Consider the following 22486-nt stretch of genomic DNA (forward strand, 5'->3'; position numbering starts at 1 on the left):
CATGAACACAAATTTTGAGAACACCCCAAAACCAATGTGGGAGCGAGCTTGCTCGCGATAGCGGCGGCACAGCCAACATCCTTGCCGACTGACCCACCGCTTTCGCGAGCAAGCTCGCTCCCACAGGGATTTATGCCGGACGCAATGCCATAAACACCCACAAAAACGCAGGTCAGGCCAGGAGGGAATAGACCAACGCAGTGATCGCCACCAACCCCACCAACACCACAAAGACATTCGACGCCTGGCCTCGATAGCGGGCCATGGCCGGGACCTTGCGAATGGCGTACATCGGCATCAGGAACAGGATAGCCGCGATCACCGGGCCGCCCAGGGTTTCGATCATCCCCAGTATGCTCGGGTTAAGAGTGGCGACGACCCAGCACACCACCAGCATGAACGCCGCCGTCAGGCGATCGAGGGTTTTCGGCGCCGGACGGCGGCCGCTCTTGACGATCAGGCCCTTGAGGCCTTCGCTGGCGCCGATGTAGTGCCCGAGGAACGACTTGGAGATGGCAACAAACGCGATCAACGGCGCGGCAAAGGCGATGGTCGGGTTGCTGAAGTGGTTGGCCAGGTACGACAGGATCGACAGGTTCTGCGCCTTGGCCTCGGCCAGTTGTGCCGGGGACAGGGTCAGCACGCAACTGAACACGAAGAACAGCACCATCACCACCATCAGCACATGGGCACGCGACAGGATTTGTGAGCTGCGCTCTTCGGCATTGTTGCCGTAGCGCCGTTTCTGATCCACCGCAAACGCCGAAATGATCGGCGAATGGTTGAACGAGAACACCATCACCGGAATCGCCAGCCACAAGGTATGCAGCAACGCCGAAGGCTGCGGCAGCGTCGACGCGGTGCTCAGGATGCCGCCGTTCCAATGGGGCACGAGGAATACCGCGAGGAACAGCAGCGCCACGATAAACGGATAAACCATCAGGCTCATGGCCTTGACGATCGCCTGCTCGCCGCAACGGACCACGGCCAACAAGCCGAGGATAAGCATCAACGACAACACAACCCGAGGAGGCGGCTGCAAATGCAACTGATGTTCCAGGAAGCTGCCCACCGTATTGGTCAGCGCCACGCTGTAGATCAACAGGATCGGGAAGATCGCAAAGAAGTACAACAGGGTGATCAGCGCGCCAGCCTTGATACCGAAATGCTCCTCCACCACCTCGGTGATGTCCGCCCCTTCGCGACCGGACAGCACGAAACGGGTCAGGCCCCGGTGCGCATAGAACGTCATGGGAAATGCCAGCACCGCCAGGATCAGCAGCGGCCAGAAACCGCCAAGGCCAGCATTGATCGGTAAAAACAGCGTGCCAGCGCCAATGGCGGTACCAAACAGGCCCAGCATCCACGTCGTGTCGTGGCGACTCCATTGGCTGAGGGTGGCTGGGGCTGTCGTTTCAAAGCGCTCTTCGACGCTGTTGGCCTGATCATTCATCCGGTCGGATCTCCGCTTTCCGGTCACATGCACCCGGCCGGGACGAGTCGGAAAACCCCGACAGGCAGCGCCCTGGCCGAAACAGGGGCGCGATTGTCCGGGATTAGCGAGCAGAAGCAAAGGCTTAGCTGAGGAGTGGTTTTGCGGAGCAGGCTTTGGATATACCGCATTCGCCGGATTTACGGCTGCTTCGCAGCTGAGCGGGAGCAAGCTCCCTCGCCACGGGGCCGTCGTTTTTCTTGAGTGAACTGCATTACCATAAAGCATTGTATTTTCAACAATACGAACCCACGCCAATTACGAAGAAACTCGACCTGTTCAATTGTTGTAAACATGCCTCGCACAGACACGTTTAAATACATTCCAAAATACGCGCTAAAGGCTACGAAACCTTGCGTCCTTACTTACGCATGCTTCAGAATCCGCTGGCTTGTGCGCTTTGCCCCCGGCCTCTATCGTTCACCTGCCACTGCTCATCAGCCAGCAAACGCTACAGCGTCTCTTGCTTATTCTGTTCAGCAACCCAAGAACAACCGATCTCAAAATACCCCTAAAAAGCCCAAGCTACCCCTCCCTTCGGCTCCTACAATCAGGTTGAATACCTGAGATCAAAAAATCGCCCACAGGAGCCCAGCATGACCGCAACCGTTCTGGTACTGGTTGAAACCGTCAACGAATACCTGCCGATCCTCGAGCGCCAGGGCTATCACCTGGAGTTGGCGCCCACGCCCGCCGAACGCAAGGCAGCGATCTTCGAACACGGCGACCGATTCAGCGCGGTCCTGACCCGTGGCCCGCTGGGTTTGACGTCTGAAGAAATGGCGACCCTGCCCAACCTCAAGATCATCTGCGTGATCGGCGCCGGTTATGAACAAGTGGACCTGCAAGCCGCCAGCGACCGAGGCATCGTCGTCACCAACGGTGCCGGGGTCAACGCCTCGTCGGTGGCCGACCATGCCATGGCGTTGTTGCTGGCATTGGTGCGCGATGTGCCTCGATCCGATGCAGCCCTGCGCCGGGGCGAATGGCCGCGAAGCACGCGCCCTTCCCTCGCCGGCAAGCACCTGGGCGTGCTGGGACTCGGCGCCGTGGGCATGGCGATTGCCAAGCGGGCCGCCCTCGGTTTCGACATGAACGTCAGCTACCACAATCGCCGGGTGCGCACCGACGTGCCCTACACCTTCTGCGCCACGCCCACGGAACTGGCGCGGGTTTCCGATTTCTTGATCGTTGCGACGCCTGGCGGCCTGGATACCCGGCAACTGATCAGCAAACAGGCCCTCGATGCGCTGGGACCCAACGGCTTCCTGGTGAATATCGCCCGGGGCAGCGTGGTCGCCACCGCCGACCTGATCAGCGCCCTTGAACATCGGCGAATTGCCGGGGCTGCGCTGGACGTATTCGACCATGAGCCCGAAGTACCCGACGCCCTCAAGCATTTGCCCAACGTCGTGTTGACACCTCACGTGGCCGGGCTGTCGCCGGAAGCGACACGCGCCATGGTGGAGCTGGTCGGCGATAACCTGAACGCGTTCTTTTCCGGCAAACCGGTACTGACGCCGGTGGAGCTGCCCGACGCACAGCATTAAAGCACCCCGAGCAGTGTCCACAGCCGTCGGGACTCGGCATCGGCGCTGATCAGTTCACCCAGCAGTTCGCTCAGCGGTTTGTTGCCCCACTCCACACCGCGCCGGATCAGATAGGGCACGGGACTGTGGGGTTCGGTGCGCGCCAGATAACCGGCGATGACCAACAGTTGTCGATAGGCCTCTTCCCGATTGGCCGGTTCCAGGAAGACCTGGGCAGGTGCCGCCGTCGGCTGGGTCATCGGCGTCGCTGCCACCGCGGACGTTTGCGCGGGCGCGACAGCGGGTTGCTGTGGATGCATCGCGATGAACTCCTCTACCAATGCCAACATGGCTTGCATCACGTCCTGCAAGGATTTGTAGCCCGGGGCCAGGTTGCCCAGGTACGCGTCGCTCCAGGCTTCGAGTCGTTGCAGATGCTGCAGGCTCAACATCAGGCTGCCCTGGCGATGCAACCAGAAAGACAAGGGCGTGCCGCGAATCAGTTCGCTGAGTTTCTTTTGTTCGTTGCGCGCCGCCTCCGCCGAGGCCTTGGCGTTCTTGCTGTCGTTGCCCTGCACTTGCTGGCGCTGCAGGCGCTGCCAATCGTCCAGGCTGAAACCGGCGAAGGTCGGATCGCGGCCTTCAAGCAAAGGCACCCGCGTCAGCAACACTTCGCTGTAGCGACGGGCCAGCCATTCCAGCGGAATCACCCGCCACGACTGATCGCCGTCCTCGGCAAGGGGATGCAGCTGTTCCGGATAGCGTTCGCACAGCCCCGCCACCAGCGCCAGGCTGCCCGGCAAGCCGTCCAATCCGGCCAGGTGCAGCCAGGCCTCCCCCAGCCAGGCGCTGATCATCAGGTCCTTGCTGCGCTCAAGCAGCAACGTGGTCGCGAGCCGCTCCAGGTCCGGCCAGAGCGCGCGCTTGATTGAAGACTGCCACACGCCGGTGGGTAGGCTGGTGTCGTCTTCCCGGCGCAGTTCGCGTAGCTGGTCGTACTCTGTTTCGTAGCGCAGGTCCTGGCCACAGGGCGACTCGGCGCTGATCGGTTCGAGCAGTTGGCTGACCAATTCGGGCAACGGGGTTATCGGCAAACTCACAGGCCCTCCTCACGGGTGGCAATGGCAGGCCTCGACGCAGGCGCGAGGAAAGGTGAACGAGGCGCCTGTGTCGGCAGCGGCGGGATTGACAGCGGCAATTTGGAACCCTGGCTCATCAACGACAGGCGCACGAACATCAAGGTCTGTTGCGCCGTGCGTGCCTGGGTCTGGGCGGTCACCGGCAGTTGCAGGGCCAGGGGGAAATCGGTGTAGTCGACATTCGGCTGGCGTTGGGCCGACACCAGCGAACGCATCAGGCGCAACAATGACCACGGCCCCTGGTATTCCCAGCCGGCTTCGAGGTCGCGCACCACCAGGTTCGGCTGCAACGGATCGTTGGCCGGACGCTGGTAGCCGTTGCGGGCCCAGCGCAAGGTCAGGCGCACGGGCTGGCCGACCATCCAGCGCAGGTTCTGCTGGCCTTCACCGGGGTAGTTGATCTGCTGGTTGCCGGCGTCCAGGCTCCAGGCGATCACTTGGTCGGCGCCACGCTCCTCATCGCGATCGGTACGCCAGCGCACGTCCATTTCCACGCCCAGTATGCCGCTCTTGTCCCGCACGAACAGCGGCCCGAGCCAGACACCGGCCTGCTTCAAGCGGTTGAGGAAATCCGCGGCCGCCAAGCGCTCGGGCGTCTGGCTCAGCGTCAACCCGGCCTGGGCCAGGGGCACGCGCGTCTCGATCAATTCCAACAGGTGCTGCACCCGCGCCGGGTCGGCATCGCTGGCCCGCACGTCCTGGGAAAACGGAAAGCGTCCCGCCAAGTACTGATTGAAATAATTGGCCAGGTCATTCCAGGCCATCGCCGCCTGGTTCTGTTGCAGGTACAGGCAACGTTGCAGCGCACCCTGCTGCAATGCGACGGTGCGCCGAGCCAGGTCGCCGCGCCCACCGGACAGGCTGGAGGTCTGCAAGATCTGCGCACAGGACGCGATGTCCATCGCATTGAAATCCCGACTTACCAATTGCTCCAACTGGGCAGCCGAGCTGGCCGGGTTCTGATTCTTGTACTTGAGCAATTCGTCGTTGAGGGCCATGAACCGCGCCACCTGGTCATGCTCCAAGGCGGACAGGTCGTCCTGTTGGACGATCAGCCATTCCAGGGCAGGCATGCGCTGTTCGGCGATCTGCAGCATGGCGCTGAATTGCTGGTTCAGGTTCAGCTTCAGTTCCTGTGGATCGTTGGCGCCATACAGCTGCAAGCCGAAGTTCTTCGAACCGTCCCAACGCTCGATATCGGCGCGCTGGCTGAATAACGGCTGGGCATCGATTTCGGCCAGGCCACTGTTGATCTGCGCCAACGCCCGGCGATTGAGCAAGCGCTGGAAACGTATCGCCAGGTCGCCCCGGTTCACATCCATGAAGGCTTTTTGCAGCGCAACCGCCTGGGTCGTTTGCACATTGAAGCCGGTGCCGGGCAGCGGCTGGTCATTTTCGTCCAGGCTCAACCACATGGCCCGCGCCGCAGCGTTTTCGGCGGCCTGCATCAGCGCGTCACGGTAATCTGGCGGAATCCGCGACAGCTCTTCGCTGGCATAGCTTTTGTAGCTGGCGAAATAATTCAGGGCGACGCTGAAATCATCACCGCCATCGCCCCGGCCGATTGAATCCGGATTGCCGGGCGACGGATCCTTCTGCATCGCCAACGCCACGAAATCGCGCTTGAACAGCGCTTGCACCGCACCGTCCAGGGCCGTGACGTGATCCTGCAACGTCAGCAGGCCGCTGCCCTGTTGCACCAACAGATTGTCCCGGGAACCGGTCTGGACGATCCACTGGTCGCGAAAGCTCTGCTGCAGCTTCGCCGCCTGGCTCTCCAGGTCCTGTGTGATGTCCGGGCCAAGCAAAGTGCTGTGGCTGACCTTGTCCAGCATCTGGGTGTAGCCCGGCACCAGGTCCTGGCCCTTGCCCCGGCCCCAGGCGGAGTTGGTCAGGCTGACCAGCGTCTGCAGGTCATCGATCAGCGCCGTCAGGTCTTCCAGTTCACTCAATGAATTGCCGCTGCCGGCCTCCAGTCGTTGCAGGTGCAACTTGAGATAACCGGCCTGGCGAACGAAGTTGTCCGCCAGGAAGTAATGGTCCAGCCAACGTTGCATCAGGCCGGTGAAATTATCGGCGATCACCGGGCGCGCGGCGTTCAGGTCCAGCCCTTGCAAATCACTGTTACGCGCATCGAACAGGACCCGGTTGTAAAACTGTGGGCGACTCAAAGTCCCGGTGTTGAGGCCCAAGGACAACGCGGCGTTGCTCAACTGCACCAGTTCGTCCAGCGGCGCCTTGGGGTCGTTCACCACTTGGCTGAACATCTGGTTGTGCTGCTCGAGGCGTGCCGCCAGATCCACCAGCGCCTTGGCCTTCAGGTAGCTTTGCCACTGCGCCGGGTCGTCGTTCTCGACGTTGCCCCGCCGCTCGGTGTTGCGGATGGACTTGAGTTGTTCCAGGTCGGAATTGAGCAAGTCTCGCAGCGGTAATATCCAATGGTGCCGGGCGGTCAGGCGCAAGCCATCCTCCAACTGCGTGTCCACGGAGGAAAACCAGGATGTGGGGAAGACGACCGAGACATAACGCCAGCGCGGGGCTTTTTCCAAGACGTTCCAATAGTTCTGCACGTTATGCCGGGTCGGTTCCAGTTGCGGCTGGTCCGGGTCGACGACGATGTGGTTCTTGTGGGCGCTGAGGACCAACCGCGACAGCTCCTCGGCGTTTTCCACCGAATCGCGCCAGACCCAGAGCATGCTCCCGAGCCAGACCAGGCCCACCACCAACGCCACCGCTCCGGCCAGCCGATGCCCGCGTTGGCGCACGCGCAGCAAGCGAGGCACCGGCTGGGCCAGGCCGCGTTCGGCTATCAGACGTCGCGACCACAATTGCCGGGCGAACACCGTTTGCCGCTGGCCATTGTGATGGGCGTTCAAACTGTCGCCGCTGATGGCCGGTGCTTGACTGGCGGTGAAGTACACGCCGCGAAATCGCGGCGCTTCACCTTGGGCGTTGCCCTGGAACACCGGCTCCAACAAGATCTGCAAGGCTCGTCGCAAGCCTTCGAAGCGTTCCGGCAGGCCATAGAGATCGGTGCTCAGTTGCCCCGACAGCGCGCCGATCTCGATGATCGATTGGGCCAGCGCGGCGTTGATCTCATCCAACGCCTGGTCACTCCAGTGCGACTGCCACGCCGCATCCGGCAAGTAAGGCGACGACCAGCCCAGCATCGACTCTCGCGCCTTGGCAGACAGCGCGCCGACCAATTCCTGGAACCCGGGCAACTCTTCCATCCCGGTGATCACCACGTACACCGGCAGGCTGAGGCCAAACCGTTGCAGCAGGTCAATAAAAACCCGCCGGACCTTGAGGCTCAGCTCAGTGGTGTGCTCGATGTCATCGAGCTTGCTGAACGGTACTGTCCAGATCACTCCGTCCAACGGCCGCTTGCTGCGCAGCCGCAACAGCAGGCCCAGCAGTCGCCACCAATTGCCTCGTTGCCGGCTCATGCCTTCATCGGGCAGGAACAACGCCTGGGGCACCACCAGTACGGCGCCTTCGGCATCGCAAAACCAGCGCCCGAACCAGCCCGCCTTGTCCGTGGGTTGCAAACGCCATTGGCTGCACAGCTGGGCACCGTCGGTTTCGTTGCCGAGCATCATCAACCAAGGCGTCTGATAGCGGTCGCGGGTGCCCTGCTCCTGCTCCATTTGGCGCACCGCGCCGTAGAAATTGCGAATCGCCGCCCCGCCCTGGGTTCGCAACCACCAGACCGCTGCCGCGATCACCAGCACCCCGACAATGGCGAGCAGCACCAAGGCGACGATGCTCAGGGTGTTCATGAATCCTGCTCCTGGACTGACGACTCGTTCAATTGCAACACCGGTTCGAGCTCCAGGCGGATGTCACGCCAGAGGACTTGCCCCAAGCCAGTCAACAACAGCACCATCGCCACGATCGCCAACCCCAGGCGAAAGCCGTCCGGCAAGGATTGCTGCGCTGGCATCCGCGCGGGCGTCGCCGCCGCAGACATCGCCAGGCGCTGGCTGACATCGACGTAATCGGGTTCGTGCTGCCAGGCAAAGGTGAACAACGCCACACGCCATTTTTCGTGTTGGACCTGGCCAGGCTCGCCGCGCAAGCGCCCTTGGAACCCCAGGATCAGGCATTGCAGGTAGACATTCGCCAGGTCCCGAGTACCGGGCATCTGCTCATCCAGCAATTTCTTGATCGCTGCGGGCAAGCGCTCGCCGGCCTGGCGGCTGGCGTACATGCGTGACTCGAGGGGATGCTGCTGCCAAGCCAGTTGGCCGGGCCAGGTGCAGAACAGCAACGTCTCGTCCACCAGCGCGACGAAGGCATAGACCAGCGCCTTGACCTGCTCGGAAGCGGCATCGCCGACGGTGGCGTAGGCCACCCGCCAGAGACGCTGGGCACCGCGACCGGAAAACTCCACGACCCGATTGAGCACGATTGCCGGATCACTGTCCTTGGGCAGGTCTTGCCACTCCTGGGACCACTTCAACCAGGCTTGACGAAACGCGCTGCTCAGCGGCGCCTCGTGCAGACTCCGAACCACCCCGCCACTTCCGTCAGGCATACAGCTCCCCTTTTGCGATCAGGCACTTTCACTGGCTTGCGCCACGAACAACACCACTTGCCATGGACTGCTGGCCTGGGCCGAAGCCGGCGCCACGATGTGCAGCGGCAGTTGGCCGTCGAACCATTGCCCGCTCGCGGCCACCACAAACAAACGGGTGTCGTCACCGACGCTGTAGGCCACCTGCTCGTTGCGGCTCATGGCCTGGTGCGGCAAACCGCTCATGCGTTGGCGGCTCAGCAGCGCAATGTGGGGCGCCGACGCGATGATCGCGCCGCGCAACCATTCGGCCGCCGCTTGTTCGCCGGCGCCGTTGGGCATGCGCAAACCGATCACCAGGCGTTGATTCGGCTGGTCGTCAGGCAACTGGATCGAGAAGACCTGCTCGTTGCGCTCGAACGCCAGGCTTCGGTAACCGGCGCGGACCAGTTCCAGGGTGGTTTCCAGCCAGTCGAGCAGCGGCTCGTAGCCGCGCTGCAACTCGACAAAATCCAACGGCGCGAAAGCCGGGACGCCCGCCAGCGGATCCAGCGCCGACCAGCTCCCCGCCAGCCCCAGCAACAAACCGTAGAGCGCCTGGGGCGTCGCCACCCGGGTATTCAACATGCCTTCGACCTCCGGCAAGCGCGCCCACAGGGCCGTCAACTGCCGACGGATCTCCATGGCATCGTCCTGGTTGCCAGCCGCCTGGGCCTGACGCAAGCGACCGGCGAGGAACATGCACTTTTCCCTGGCCCTCGCGCACACCCCGGCCACCCGCCGACCAAGGGCCGACTCCGGCAGCAGGATCGGCGTTGGCGGCGTATACGGCACGCGCCAGAAACCGCCGCCCTCCTTGCGGATACGCAGTAATGGCAGGCAGATCGAATCAGCCTTGCTCAGTTGCGTGCACAGCCTCGGGTTGGGTCGCCAGACCGTGATCGATTCGGGGAATTCGCCGCTGGTGAGGTCTGGCAAAGCCTCGCCGACCACCGATTGCAAGCGCCCCTTGAGCGGTAGTAATTGCCCGGCGCGCCATAGCGGGCTCACCGCGAGGTACACGGTCACCGTGGCGTCATCGGTCTTGTCGATCGCCTCGCTGACGTCCAGTTCCAGCATTGGCCCGATACCGGCTTGCAGATTGACCGGCAAGCCGTCCGGCAAGGTGCCTTGCAATTGCAGCAGGCGTACCTGGCCGGCACTCAGGGCCGAAGGATCGACTTCCAACTGGCTGACGCCCCAGAACCAAGGGTTACAAGCCCCGGCAAAATGCGCGGCGAGTGCCTCGGCGCGCAGCCCTTGCAACTGAAAATGCTGGGGCAACAGTTGCATGCCCTCGTGCCAGCACACCGCGTCAGGTAACAGGCTCATACGACTCCCTTCGACATCCCAAATCGCCGCGCGAGGCGGCCCGCGGTCACTCAAGGCTGCTTGTGCCGGTCGTCATTCACGAGGGTCATCTCGCGGCTGTCGAACTTCAGCCAGGCCTCGTGCTGATCGTCCAGCCGAAGCCGGTGGGCTCCCGGAGTGTTATAGCTGGCGAAGACCAAAAGTCCAGCGGCGCGCCGGCCCTCCAGCGGGAAGGGTTGGCGGTCGATGAATTGCCCCGGGACCAGCTCCAGCCCCCACACCGACAGGAGCTGGCGATAGTCGCGCTGGAATTGTTCGCGCCCGGCAAACCACTGGCTGGCGGTGATGCCCGACAGCTGCTTGAGCAGGTCCGGGTCGTTCACCGCGATGAAATCCACGGCGATCGGCGTGTCGTCGTTGGCCCGAGGCGCGACGTCCAGGGTCAGGCTGTCGAGGTCGACGCTGGGGGCGAACAACGAACAACCGGTGAGCGCCAGGCTGAAAAAAAATCCATAAAAAAACGCACGCAAAATGAATCTTCCTTTTCTCAGCGGTCAAAAATTGTTTTTGCTTGCATTTTTATAGACCTGTTCTAGCGTCTTGGATAGTTCGACCCACACAGTCGAATGGACCAGGTTCGTCAAGGGAATGACAGGTTTTCTGCCGTCCATTTGCAACCTGCGGATCAGCAAGGGAATGCGATGAGCGGGACTCCCGATGCATTGCTTCCACACCTGCATCGGAGTCGGCCGCCATGGCAGAAAGTACCCAGCACAAGCTCGACAGAGTCCGTCCTCCCCGCGTCCAGATCACCTATGACGTGGAAATCGGCAACGCTATCGAGAAAAAAGAACTGCCACTGGTCGTCGGCATTCTGGCCGACCTCTCGGGCAAGCCATTGGAGCCGCTGCCCAAGCTCAACGAGCGGCGCTTCACCGAGATCGATCGGGATAATTTCAACGAGGTGCTCGCCTCCATCTCCCCCCGCGCCACGCTCCAGGTGAACAACACCCTCAGCGGCGACGACAGCAAGCTCAACATCGAACTCAACTTCCGTCACATCGACGACTTCGACCCGGTCAAGGTTGTCGAGCAAGTCACGCCGTTGCGCCGCTTGTTCGAAGCGCGGCAGCGCCTGCGGGACTTGCTGACCAAGCTCGACGGTAACGATGACCTGGACAAGCTGCTGCGTGACGTGATCGCCAACACCGAAGGCCTGCAGGAGATCAAGTCGGCCCGGCCCCAAGACGCGACGCAAGAACTGCCGACCGTCGCCGCCAACGATGACCCTGCCCCAGCCGAACCACAGGCCTGATCGCGCGCCTCATTCAAGGGAGATAAAGCCATGCCTGCTTCATCCAGCGCTCAAACCAGCGAGAGCACGACCCAGACCCTGTCCCTGTTGGACAAGATCATCGCCGAAGGCCGCATGGCCCACGACGACAGCCAGCAAGACTATGCCCGCGACATGCTGGCCGAATTCGCCACCCAGGTCCTCGACGAAGGCATGGCCATCGACAAGGACACCGTGGCCATGATCAACGACCGCATCAGTCAGATCGACGAGTTGATCAGCGCCCAACTCAACGAAGTCCTGCACCACCCCGACCTGCAGAAACTCGAAGCCTCCTGGCGCGGCCTGCACCTGCTGGTGCAGAACACCGAAACCAGCACCCGCCTTAAATTGCGCCTGCTCAACGTCACCCAGAAAGAACTGCAGAACGACTTGGAAAAAGCCGTCGAATTCGACCAGAGCGCCTTGTTCAAGAAAATCTACGAAGAAGAATACGGCACCTTCGGCGGGCACCCGTTCAGCTTGCTGGTGGGCGACTACACCTTCGGCCGGCACCCGCAGGACATCGGCCTGTTGGAAAAACTCTCGAACGTCGCCGCCGCCGCGCACGCGCCGTTCATTGCCGCCGCCAGCCCACGTTTGTTCGACATGACCAGCTTCACCGAACTGGCGATCCCCCGAGACCTGTCGAAAATCTTCGAAAGCCAGGAGCTGATCAAGTGGCGCGCCTTCCGTGAAAGTGAAGACTCGCGCTACGTGTCCCTGGTGCTGCCGCACTTCCTGCTGCGCCTGCCATACGGCCCGGACACGCTGCCGGTGGAGGGCATCAACTACGTCGAGGACGTCAACGGCACCGACCACAGCAAATACCTGTGGGGCAACGCTGCCTGGACCCTGGCGCAACGCATCACCGAAGCCTTCGCAAAATATGGCTGGTGCGCGGCCATTCGCGGAGCCGAGGGCGGTGGCGCGGTCGAAGGCCTGCCGGCCCATACCTTCCGCACCAGTTCCGGGGATCTGTCGCTCAAATGCCCGACCGAAGTGGCGATCACCGACCGTCGTGAAAAGGAACTCAACGACCTGGGATTCATCTCCCTGTGCCACAAGAAAAACAGCGACGTGGCGGTGTTCTTCGGCGGCCAGACCACCAACAAGGCCAAGCTCTACAACACCAACGAGGCCAACGCCAATGCGCGGATCTCGGCGATGTTGCCATACGTGCTGGCGGCCTCGCGTTTCGCCCATTACCTGAAGGTGATCATGCGCGACAAGGTCGGCAGTTTCATGACCCGCGACAATGTGCAGACGTACCTCAACAACTGGATCGCCGACTACGTGCTGATCAACGACAACGCGCCGCAAGAGATCAAGGCGCAGTACCCGTTGCGCGAAGCCCGGGTGGACGTGACGGAGGTGGCGGGCAAGCCAGGCGCCTACAAGGCCACTGTGTTCTTGCGGCCGCACTTCCAACTGGAGGAGTTGACTGCCTCGATCCGTTTGGTGGCGACGCTGCCGCCGCCCGTCGCTGCCTGACCAATAAAACCTGTGGCGAGAACGCTCGTTGTGGCGAGGGGATTTATCCCCGTTGGGCTGCGCAGCAGCCCCCTAAGCGGTCAACTCAATCTGCCTGACACACCGGGTTGTCAGGTTTAGGGCCGCTTCGCGCCCCAACGGGGATAAATCCCCTCGCCACAGGTTTTGCGTTGAACAACCCACTCGAATTCAGGAGTTCCACACAATGGATGCAATCATTCTCGACCTCGGCGGCGACATCAAGGGCGACAGCCTGCTGGAGGGTTTCACGGACAAGATCGAGGTCATGTCCTACAGCCATAACGTGGCCATGCAGGTCACCAACGACGTCAGCAACTCGGAGCGTACCTCTGGCCGGCCGCACATCGGCGAATTCACCCTGACCAAATTCGTCGACAGCTCCACCCCGTCGCTCAATGAGTATTGCTGCGCCGGCAAGCCGATCCCGCAAGCCGTCGTCACCGTCGGCCGCAACGCCGCCGAGGGCAGCGGCAAACTCATGCCGTTCATCATCTACACCCTGACCAACGTCGTGCTGTCCAACGTCAGTGTCAGCGGCGGCACCGGTGGCAAACCGGTGGAAACCCTGTCGCTGAACTTCACCAAGATCAAATGGGAGCTCACCGCGCAGAAAGACGACGGCACCAAGGAAGGCACGGCAGGCACGACCTGGGACCTGGCCGCCAACAAAATGACCAAGTAAGGAGCCGCGCCCATGGCAGGCTTCGGGCTGCGCCCGCCCCTGTTCGAACGCCTGGCCAGCCCGGCGGACGACAGCGGGCGGGCGTTCGACCGGCAGGCATTGCAAGACTCGGTGCATGCCGAACTGTCGCGCCTGTTCAATACCCGCCGCGGCCCACGGGCGCTGACCGAGCCACCGAGCATCCTCGACTACGGCATCGCCGACTGGACCGCGCTGCAACAGCAGCGCAGCGATGACCGTCGCCAACTGACCCGGGAGATCCGCCAGGCCATCACCCACTTCGAACCGCGCCTGCGCCTGGGCGAGGTCGAGGTCTGCCCGGTGCCGGGCCATCCGCAGCAACTGTGCATACGGCTGCTGGGCGAGCTGCGGGGCGACCTGCATGCCTGGCCCGTGGCCTTTGTCATCGAGCACGCCGGCGACGGCCTTGAGGTGCGCCATGAGCGACTCGATTGACCCGCAACTGTTGGACTATTACCAACGCGAACTGACCTGGTTGCGGCATGCCGGGAGCCTGTTCGCCGAGCGCTACCCCAAGGTCGCCCGGCGCCTGGAGTTGTCCCCCGGCGAATGCCCCGATCCGCATGTCGAGCGCCTGCTGGAGGGTTTCGCCCTGTTGGCTGCACGCTTGCAACGCCGGCTGGACGACGACTACGCCGAATTCAGTGATGCCCTGCTCGAACAGCTTTATCCGTTGGCCATGCGACCCCTGCCGTCGTGCGCCATCGTGCAGTTCGAGCCCGACCCGAGCAAAGGCAATTTGAACGAGGGCTACCCCCTGCCCCGCGACACGCCGTTGTTCGTCACCACGGACAAAGGCCAGAGCATTCATTTTCGGACCACCGCCGCCGTGCATTTGTGGCCGGTGGAAATCAGCGAGGCATTGCTGCTGGGCAGCGACGAAACCCAGGCGCTGACCGGAGTGGTCCGGGGCCGCTCGGCCTTGCGCCTGGAGCTGCGGTGCCTGGGCGAAAGCCAGTGGTCGACACTGGGAATCGACTCGCTGCGGGTACACCTGGCAGCGTCACCGATCATCAACGCCGGGCTGTGCGATTTGCTGGGCGCGCACGCCATCGAGGTCCTGGCCGGTGCGCCGGGCAGCGCGCCGGAGTCGCTGACAGGCTTGCCACAGATCGTCGGCTTCGCCAGTGACCAGGTCTTGCTGCCGGATGAAGACGGCGTGCATCCTGGCATGCGTCTGCTGGCCGAGTACTTTGCCTTCCCGGATAAATTCGGCTTCTTCGACCTGCCACTGGCCGGTGCCACCAGCGACGGCCCGTCGTTGTACCTGTACATCGTTTTCGACCGCCCTCCCACCAGCCGCCTGCCACTCCAGGCCAGCGACATCGCCCTGGGCTGCACGCCCGTGATCAACCTGTTTCCCAGGACTTCCGAGCCGCTGCGCCCGGATGGCACTCGCAGCGAGTACCGGCTGGTGGCCGACAGTCATCGGGAAAACAGCGTCGAGATCCACAGCATCCGTGGCATGCGCGCCATGTCCAGCCAGGGCGTGCGCAAAGTGCCGGCCTATTACGGCAGCCAGCATGGCAGCGACCAAACCTGCTATTGGCATGCACGACGGGTCAGTGGCATGAGCCCGAACCGATTGGGCACCGACTTGATGGTCAGCCTGGTGGACACCCAGTTCGACCCGCTGGCCGAAACCCGCGACTACAGCCTCACCGCCGAACTGCTGTGCACCAATCGCCACCTGGCCCAGAGCCTGCCGGCCGGCACCCCGCTGGGTTTCGAGCGTCCGGGGCCGGTGGCCTGGGCGCGCCTGCGCAACCCACCCAGCCCGCAAAGCCTGCCGCGCCTGGACGGTGAATCGCGCTGGCGGCTGGTGTCGCAACTGACCCTCAACCATCTGTCACTGGTTGAAGGCCCCCAGGCACTGGACGCACTGCGGGAGATTCTTCAATTGCACAACCTGCGGGACGAGGCCAGCGCCCATCGCCAGATCGAAGGGGTATCGGGGCTGAGTTGCGAGCGGGTCATCGCCCACGTCGGCGAAGACGCCTGGCGCGGCTGGCGCAACGGCCTGGAGGTGCGCCTGCAACTGGATCCGCAACACTTCGTCGGCAGCAGCGCGGTGCTGTTTTCCGGGGTGCTGGCGCAGTTCTTTTCCCTTTACGCCACCGCCAATCGCTTCGTGCGCACCGTGCTGGTCCAGTCCGACAAGGAGGTGAAGACATGGCAACCCCAAGCCGGCAAACCCCTGGTGCTCTGAACCTGAGCGAGCGACTGCGGCGCGACCCGCAACGCTTCGAATGGCTCCAGGCCTTGCTGTTGCTCGAACGTGAACATCCCCAGGCCGAGCCCCTGGGCAGCGGCACCGCGCCGCACGCCGAAGCCTTGCGTCTGCGCGGGCCGTTGACGCCGCTGTTCGCCGCCAGTGAAGTCGAGAGTCTGAGCCAGGAACCCGGCCTGCCGCCAACCCTGGCCACGCCGATCTTCGGCCTCGGCGGCCCGGACGGTCCGCTGCCCTACGCCTACCAGGAATGGCTGCAACAACGGGCGCGGGCGAAGGACCATGCGCCAGCGGAATTCCTCGACCTGTTCCAGCATCGCTTGCTCAGCCTGCTCTACAAGGTGATGCGCAAACACCGCATCGCCCTGGGGTTCACGGCCCCAGGCGCATCGGCCGTACACGCGCAAATGCGTGCATTGACCGGCTTGCTGCCCAAGGCCTTGCAGGAACGCCAGGCAGCCCCCGACTCGGCCGTGCTGGCCTGCACCGCGCTGTATGCCGACGGTCGGCGTTCCCTGGCAGGGTTTGCGGCGATTGTCCGTGAACAGTTCGGCTTGCCCGTCGAGCTGAACGCCTATGAAGGTGGTTGGCGTGAAATTCCGCTGGCCAGCCGCAGCCGCTTGCAACCGGGCGGACGCAACCTGCGCCTGGGTCGCGACGCAGTGGCCGGCATCCGGGTCTGGGACGAACACGCCGGCGTGCGCCTGACGCTGGGACCGCTGAGCGCGACCCAGGCCAACGGCTTGCTGCCCAACGGCGAAACCCATCCGCTGCTCGCCAGCCTTTATGCGCTGTATTTCGGCCCTGACCTGGATTGCACCCTGGTGCTGCTGGTCCGTGGTGCCGGGCCGCTGCAACTGGGCCGCCAGGCAGCGCCACGGTTGAACTGGAACGGCGGCCTGCAACGCCAGCCGAGCCTGGCCATGCAACGCATCGAAACCCGCCTTCGTCAGCTGGAGATTGCCTGAAATGGAACTGGCCAGCCTGATCGGACGCCTCAACCCGGACAATCGCCGAGCCCTGGAAAGGGCCGCGCAACGTTGCCTGCAACGCAGCCACCACTACGTGGAAATCGAACACCTGCTGTTGGAATTGCTGGACATCGAAGGCGGTGACTTCGCCTGCCTGTTGCCGCGCTTCGGTCTTGAACGTGATGCGGTGGCGGCGGAAACCAACAAGGCGCTGGACTTGTTCAAATCCGGCAGCACCCGCACGCCTGCCCTGTCGGCGCAAACCATCGGCCTGTTGGAAGATGCCGTGGTCCAGGCCAGCGTGTTGGGCCTGGACAGCATCCGCTCCGGGCTTTTACTGCTGGCACTGCTGGACCGTGATGAGCGCCGCAGCCTGCTGCTCAACAGCGCCTCTTCGTTGCTGCGCATCCCCCGTGATGCCCTGCGCGCCCATCTATTGGAATGGACCGAAAGCTCCCGTGAGCATGTCGCTGGCATGCGCCCGGCCAAACCCGGCGAGCCTCCCCAGAAACAGGACCCGGTCCTGGACCAGTACACCCAGGACCTGACCGCAGACGCAAGGGCCGGGCGCATCGACCCCATCGTCGGCCGCGACGGCGAGATCCGCCAATGCATCGACATCCTGCTCCGACGTCGGCAGAACAACCCGATCCTGGTGGGCGCGCCGGGTGTCGGCAAGACCGCCGTGGTGGAGGGCCTGGCCCTGCGCATCGCTGCCGGGGATGTGCCGCCGTCGTTGCAGGAAGTCACGCTGCGGGTCCTCGACCTCGGCCTGTTGCAAGCCGGCGCGGGCGTCAAGGGCGAGTTCGAACAGCGCCTCAAGGGCGTGATCGATGCGGTCCGCAGCGCGGAAAAACCGATCATCCTGTTCATCGACGAAGCCCATACGCTGATTGGCGCGGGCGGTGCCGAGGGTGGCAGCGACGCGGCCAATTTGCTCAAGCCAGCCTTGGCCCGGGGCGAGTTGCGCACCCTGGCCGCCACAACCTGGCTGGAGTACAAGAAGTACTTCGAGAAAGACCCGGCCCTGGCCCGCCGCTTCCAGTTGGTCCAGGTCGAAGAGCCGGACGAGCTCACCGCCGTTGAAATGCTCCGTGGCGTGGCGAGCAAACTGGAACAGCACCACGGCGTGCAGGTGCTGGACGCAGCCATCCATGAGGCAGTGAAGCTGTCCCACCGCTATATCTCCGGGCGCCAGTTGCCGGACAAAGCCATCAGCGTGCTGGACACCGCCTGCGCCCGGGTCGCCCTCGGCCAGCACGACGTACCGCCGCCGCTGGAAAGCCTGCGCCATCGGCAGAACAGCCTCAAGGATGAAGTCGAACGCCTGCGCCGGGAACAGGCCACCGGACTGGACCATCGCGAGCGCATCACCCTGCTGGAGGGCGAGTCGGCCAGCAACGTGCAGGCCATCCGCGAACTGGAAACCCGTTGGGGCGAAGAACGCGAGGCCGTGCGCGAACTGCTCGACACCCGCCGCGAACTGCTCGCCTTGAGCGAGCGCGCCGACAGTGAAAAAGCCGACACCGAGATTGATAACCGAATCGACCACCTGGCCGCCGAACTGCTGCGCCTGGAGGCCGGCCTCGATGCCATTCGCCAGGACGACCCGCTGGTGCCCGAACAGGTGGACAGCAAGACCGTCGCCGCGGTGATCGCCGGCTGGACCGGCATCCCGGTCGGCAAGATGCTCGCCGACGAAGCCCACGCCGTGCGCACCCTCGGCCAACGCATGGGCCAGCGAGTCATGGGCCAGGGCACCGCGCTGAACACCATCGCCCAACGCCTGCAAGCCTACCGCGCCGGCCTCACCGACCCGCAGAAACCGGTCGGCGTGTTTTTGTTGGTGGGCCCCACCGGCGTGGGCAAGACCGAAACCGCCTACGCCCTGGCCGATGCCTTGTACGGCGGCGAACGCAACCTGATCAGCATCAACCTCTCGGAGTACCAGGAAGCCCACACCGTCAGCCAACTCAAGGGCGCCCCGCCCGGCTACGTCGGCTATGGCAGCGGCGGCGTGCTCACCGAAGCGGTGCGGCGCAAGCCCTATTCCGTGGTGCTACTGGATGAAATCGAAAAGGCCCACCCGGACGTGCTCGAAGCCTTCTACAACGTTTTCGACAAAGGCCTGATGGAAGACGGCACCGGCCTGGTGGTGGACTTCAAGAACACGGTGATGCTCGCCACCAGCAACGTCGGTGCCGAACTGCTGCTGGATACGCCGGTCGCGCAGTTGGGCAGCGATGCCTTCAACGAAGCGTTGCACAAGGTGTTGCTGCAAGCGTTCCGTCCGGCGTTTTTGGCGCGGATGACGGTGGTGGCGTACCGGCCGCTGGATGAAGCGACGCTGGAAGGGATCGTGCTGGCGAAGCTGGAGAAATTGCGCGGGCGCTACAAGGCCGCGACGGGCAAGCAGTTCGAGTTCGACGCCGGGATCGTCAAGGCGGTATTGGCCAAGTGCAGCGCCGCCGGGGCGCGGGATGTCGAGAACGTGCTGATGACGCAGGTGACGGGGAAGTTGGCGGAGTGGGTGTTGGAGTAAGGATCGACAAAAAACGGTTTGCAAATAACCCAAAGGGCATAGAGGGAACGCATGATGGCCAACACAGTATTTGCTAACGCGGCAGAAGCCGAAGTCAGTTTAAGAGCCAACAACTTTCGCTTTACCAAATTCGCAAACGGCGAGCGTAAAACGGCTCCGGCGCCGCTGGATGACGCTCTTTTCTATACTGCCTACTCACATATCGCGGCTTTCCTTTGCAATGACCTTCATTTCCAAACCAGTCTGACCGAGGTCTCTGCAAAGATCTGGGAACATTATCGAAGACTAACCCCGATGACGCCGAACAAGTTTACCCGGGCAATGGGGCTGGTCGCCGCCCAGTATGGATTTCAGTACCACGAAGGTTTACGTAACGATACCTCGGAGCGAGGGCTGCCCATCGCCGTGCGCCTGATCGGGGGCGATCGCTTCCTTGGCCAACTGCTACGCGCCAGTCTGTTCTGGAAAGACAGTATGGATGGCCGACATGGCGAACATACCCACAGCTTGCAATGGCTGGCCATTGCCAACGGTCTATTGGGCACAGTGGCGGAGATCCCACGCCTGTATAGCTACACCGCCGATTATCGAGCACCTTCGCAAAGCGATAAACCGGGTAAGCCGTCCCTGTTTCTCTGGCAATGGCTGGCGGATTGCTTTCCAACTGACTTGAATGGATATGCCACCGAGAAGTTCATTAACGATGAAACCCTCGAATCGCAAAGCTACCGGGCGCCGCAAGTCATCAGTGATTACTTGTTCGGGAGGCATCCCAGGACCGAACAGCCGATTCCAGGGCATTTTGTTTCCAATTATCTATTTCACCGTTATAGAAATAGGGAATGGCTGCAGACCAAGGAACAGTTCAACGCCGCCAGCGGAGAAAACGAGACAGTCATCACGAAGTGGTTTACCGGTTCCATACAGACTGATGCCAAAGCTAGCGCGCCGGCTCATCGGTGGGGGCCAGCATACAAAAATGACGCGCGCCTAGTTCGTAATGCCGCAGCGGAAATAGACAAATTAAAAGAAAAAAAGCCACAGGCCATCAATAGTTTTTTTCATGGGAAGTCGGGAAAGCTCTGGTTTGGTTAGTTAAATATCGTCTAGCCAGGAATCCAGTCTATGCCTTGAGGCTGCTCCATGCCCCGTACCGTCGACATCAACACCACCCTATCCCTCACCGCCAGCTCGCTGTCGGCGCTCTACCCTGACTCATTGTCCGGCGAAGAGCGCCTCAACGCGCTGGGCTCGCACATCCTCAACGGTCTCAACGACGGCGCCTCGCTTGACCTCACCACGGCTGTCGCCAGCCATGTGACCACCACGTTGCACAAGGACGCCTTGCTGCGCCCGCTGGATTGGCTGGTAGCCGAGATCCGCCAACTGCCAGCCGACGCCACCGCCGAGCGATATCAACTCCTGCTGCGTCCATGGCTCTGGTGGTTGAGCCTGGCCAGCAACAATCGGGTGTTCCAGAACCTCGCCACGTCGGACATCGTCACCACGATTTTCAAGGCCCACGGCTTCACGGACTTCCAGCTCAAGCTCACCGGCAGCTACGCACCCCGTGAGTACTGCGTGCAATACGGCGAAACCGACCTGGCCTTCGTGTCGCGCCTGCTGGAAGAGGACGGGATTTTCTGGTTCTTCAGCCATGAAGACGGCAAGCACACCCTGGTCCTGGCCGACAGCAACGACGCCTTCGCGCCCATCCCCAATGGGCCGACGGTGAATTATCTCGGGCAGAAACTGGGGGAACGCGAGCTGCACGGCATCCGCTCAGGCCAGGTCTGCCTGCAAGCGGTGGCCGGGGTTTACCAGGCCACCGATTATGAGTTCACCACGCCGACAACATCGCTCTTCAGCCAGGCCGAAGCCGTGGCCGGGCCGAGTTCGATGTACGAACATCCGGGCAGCTATACCGCCAAGGCCCAGGGCGACGCGTTGACCAAACAGCGGGTGGACGGCCTGCGCAGCCAAGAGAAACGCTTCGTCGGCGAAAGCGATTGTCGCTGGCTGGTGCCGGGCTATTGGTTCACCCTCGCCGGTCATGAAGATGCGACGTTGAATATCGATTGGCTGGTGACGGCGGTCAGCCATGAGGCCAGCCACGACAGCTACCGCAACCGCTTCGAAGCGATCCCCAAGGCCACCGCCTACCGACCGGCTCGCATCACGCCCAAACCGCGCATGCACACCCAGACGGCGCTGGTGGTGGGCAAGGCCGGCGAAGAAATCTGGACAGACGAATATGGCCGGATCAAATTGCAGTTCCCCTGGGATCGCACCGGCAAGAACGACGAGGCCTCCTCCTGCTGGGTGCGCGTGGTCCTGCCCTGGAGTGGCAAGGGCTTTGGCATGCAATTCGTACCGCGTATCGGCCAGGAAGTCATCGTCACCTTCATCGACGGCGACCCGGACCGCCCCTTGGTCACCGGTTGCGTCTACAACGGCGACAATGCCCTGCCCTACGCGCTCCCAGCGAACCAGACCCAGTCCGGGATCAAGACGAACTCGTCCAAGGGCGGTGGCGGTTTCAACGAGCTGCGGTTTGAAGACAAGAAGGACGCCGAAGAGGTGTTTCTCCAGGCGCAAAAGGACTTCAACATCAACGTGCTCAACGACACCACCGCCACCGTCGGCCACGATGAAACCCTCACGGTGCAGAACGCCCGAACTCGCACGGTGAAGGACGGCGACGAAACCGTCACGCTGGAGAAAGGCAAGCGCAGCGTGACCATCCAGACCGGCAGCGACAGCCTCGACGTGAAGGACACCCGCACCGTGACCGTGGGCTCGGACCAGACCCACAGCACTGGCGGCAACTACGATCACAAGGTCACCGGCAATTACAGCCTGACGGTGGATGGCAACCTGACCATCAAGGTCAGCGGCACCCTCACCCTGCAAAGCGGCGGCAGCTTCGCCATCAAGAGCGGCGCGGACCTGGCCGCCCAGGCCAGCACGTCCATCAGCCAGAAGGCCGGCACCGCCTTGAGCAACCAGGCGGGGACATCCTTGGAAAACAAGGCCGGCACCACCCTGACCAACGACGCCGGCATCAGCCTGGTGAACAAGGCCGCCGCCGAACAGACCGTGGACGGTGGCGGCATGCTGACCATCAAGGGCGGCCTGGTGAAGGTCAACTGAGGAAGCGCGG

The 22486-nt window shown here is 62.8% G+C and carries 16 protein-coding genes; 10 read left to right on the plus strand and 6 right to left on the minus strand.

The annotated features are described in order from the left end of the window. Positions 1-172 precede the first annotated feature (172 nt). Positions 173-1453: a serine/threonine transporter gene (locus JMN22_RS19215; protein WP_198797472.1), complete on the minus strand. Its 1281-nt coding sequence runs from the start codon at positions 1451-1453 to the stop codon at positions 173-175. Positions 1454-2088: 635 nt separating this feature from the next. Between JMN22_RS19215 and JMN22_RS19220 the strand changes: the two genes are divergently transcribed. Continuing rightward, positions 2089-3042: a 2-hydroxyacid dehydrogenase gene (locus JMN22_RS19220; protein WP_198797471.1), complete on the plus strand. Its 954-nt coding sequence runs from the start codon at positions 2089-2091 to the stop codon at positions 3040-3042. On the opposite strand, the gene tssA is transcribed toward JMN22_RS19220, so the two are convergent. The 5 genes from tssA to JMN22_RS19245 are packed head-to-tail and all read right to left on the minus strand — an operon-like array spanning position 3039 to position 10559. Next, a complete protein-coding gene (tssA, locus tag JMN22_RS19225) occupies positions 3039-4121 on the minus strand; it encodes a type VI secretion system protein TssA (RefSeq protein WP_198797470.1) in 1083 nt (360 codons plus the stop codon). The two genes, JMN22_RS19220 and tssA, sit on opposite strands and share 4 nt — an antisense overlap. Then, entirely contained in the window at positions 4118-7942 is a 3825-nt protein-coding gene (locus tag JMN22_RS19230) for a type VI secretion system protein (protein WP_198797469.1), read from the minus strand. The genes tssA and JMN22_RS19230 overlap by 4 nt, the downstream gene beginning before the upstream one ends. Next, positions 7939-8700 carry a DotU family type IV/VI secretion system protein gene (locus tag JMN22_RS19235; protein ID WP_198797468.1) on the minus strand — a complete coding sequence of 254 codons (762 nt, stop codon included), beginning with the start codon at positions 8698-8700 and terminating at the stop codon, positions 7939-7941. Before JMN22_RS19235 ends, JMN22_RS19230 begins: the two co-directional genes overlap by 4 nt. 18 nt (positions 8701-8718) lie before the next feature. Beyond that, positions 8719-10050: a type VI secretion system baseplate subunit TssK gene (gene tssK / locus JMN22_RS19240; RefSeq protein WP_030142657.1), complete on the minus strand. Its 1332-nt coding sequence runs from the start codon at positions 10048-10050 to the stop codon at positions 8719-8721. Between the two features lie 50 nt (positions 10051-10100). Continuing rightward, on the minus strand, positions 10101-10559 hold the full coding sequence (locus tag JMN22_RS19245) for a type VI secretion protein (protein ID WP_198797467.1): 459 nt from the start codon (positions 10557-10559) through the stop codon (positions 10101-10103). Between the two features lie 224 nt (positions 10560-10783). Here JMN22_RS19245 and tssB point away from each other — a divergent pair, with 224 nt between their 5' ends. The 9 genes from tssB to tssI all read left to right on the plus strand — a co-directional run bounded on the left by tssB (position 10784) and on the right by tssI (position 22476). After that, positions 10784-11344 carry a type VI secretion system contractile sheath small subunit gene (tssB, locus tag JMN22_RS19250; RefSeq protein WP_030142659.1) on the plus strand — a complete coding sequence of 187 codons (561 nt, stop codon included), beginning with the start codon at positions 10784-10786 and terminating at the stop codon, positions 11342-11344. A gap of 30 nt (positions 11345-11374) precedes the next feature. Then, a complete protein-coding gene (gene tssC / locus JMN22_RS19255; RefSeq protein ID WP_030142660.1) occupies positions 11375-12856 on the plus strand; it encodes a type VI secretion system contractile sheath large subunit in 1482 nt (493 codons plus the stop codon). A gap of 205 nt (positions 12857-13061) precedes the next feature. Beyond that, on the plus strand, positions 13062-13559 hold the full coding sequence (locus tag JMN22_RS19260; protein WP_030142661.1) for an Hcp family type VI secretion system effector: 498 nt from the start codon (positions 13062-13064) through the stop codon (positions 13557-13559). 12 nt (positions 13560-13571) lie between these two features. Then, the gene (tssE, locus tag JMN22_RS19265) at positions 13572-14015 is read left to right on the plus strand and encodes a type VI secretion system baseplate subunit TssE (protein WP_198797466.1); all 444 of its coding nucleotides are present in this window, start codon (positions 13572-13574) and stop codon (positions 14013-14015) included. Continuing rightward, positions 13999-15789 (plus strand): type VI secretion system baseplate subunit TssF, encoded by a 1791-nt coding sequence (gene tssF / locus JMN22_RS19270; protein ID WP_198797465.1) that lies wholly within the window; start codon positions 13999-14001, stop codon positions 15787-15789. Before tssE ends, tssF begins: the two co-directional genes overlap by 17 nt. Next, positions 15753-16778 carry a type VI secretion system baseplate subunit TssG gene (gene tssG / locus JMN22_RS19275; RefSeq protein WP_198797464.1) on the plus strand — a complete coding sequence of 342 codons (1026 nt, stop codon included), beginning with the start codon at positions 15753-15755 and terminating at the stop codon, positions 16776-16778. Before tssF ends, tssG begins: the two co-directional genes overlap by 37 nt. A 1-nt stretch (position 16779) precedes the next feature. After that, positions 16780-19323 carry a type VI secretion system ATPase TssH gene (gene tssH, locus JMN22_RS19280; RefSeq protein ID WP_198797463.1) on the plus strand — a complete coding sequence of 848 codons (2544 nt, stop codon included), beginning with the start codon at positions 16780-16782 and terminating at the stop codon, positions 19321-19323. A gap of 54 nt (positions 19324-19377) precedes the next feature. Next, positions 19378-20418, plus strand: a complete 1041-nt coding sequence (locus JMN22_RS19285) for a LirA/MavJ family T4SS effector (protein ID WP_030142666.1) — start codon at positions 19378-19380, stop codon at positions 20416-20418. 48 nt (positions 20419-20466) lie between these two features. After that, positions 20467-22476 carry a type VI secretion system Vgr family protein gene (gene tssI, locus JMN22_RS19290; protein ID WP_030142667.1) on the plus strand — a complete coding sequence of 670 codons (2010 nt, stop codon included), beginning with the start codon at positions 20467-20469 and terminating at the stop codon, positions 22474-22476. Positions 22477-22486: the final 10 nt, after the last annotated feature.

Origin of the sequence: Pseudomonas sp. HB05 (assembly GCF_016756915.1) — a bacterium.
GTDB lineage: Bacteria > Pseudomonadota > Gammaproteobacteria > Pseudomonadales > Pseudomonadaceae > Aquipseudomonas > Aquipseudomonas alvandae.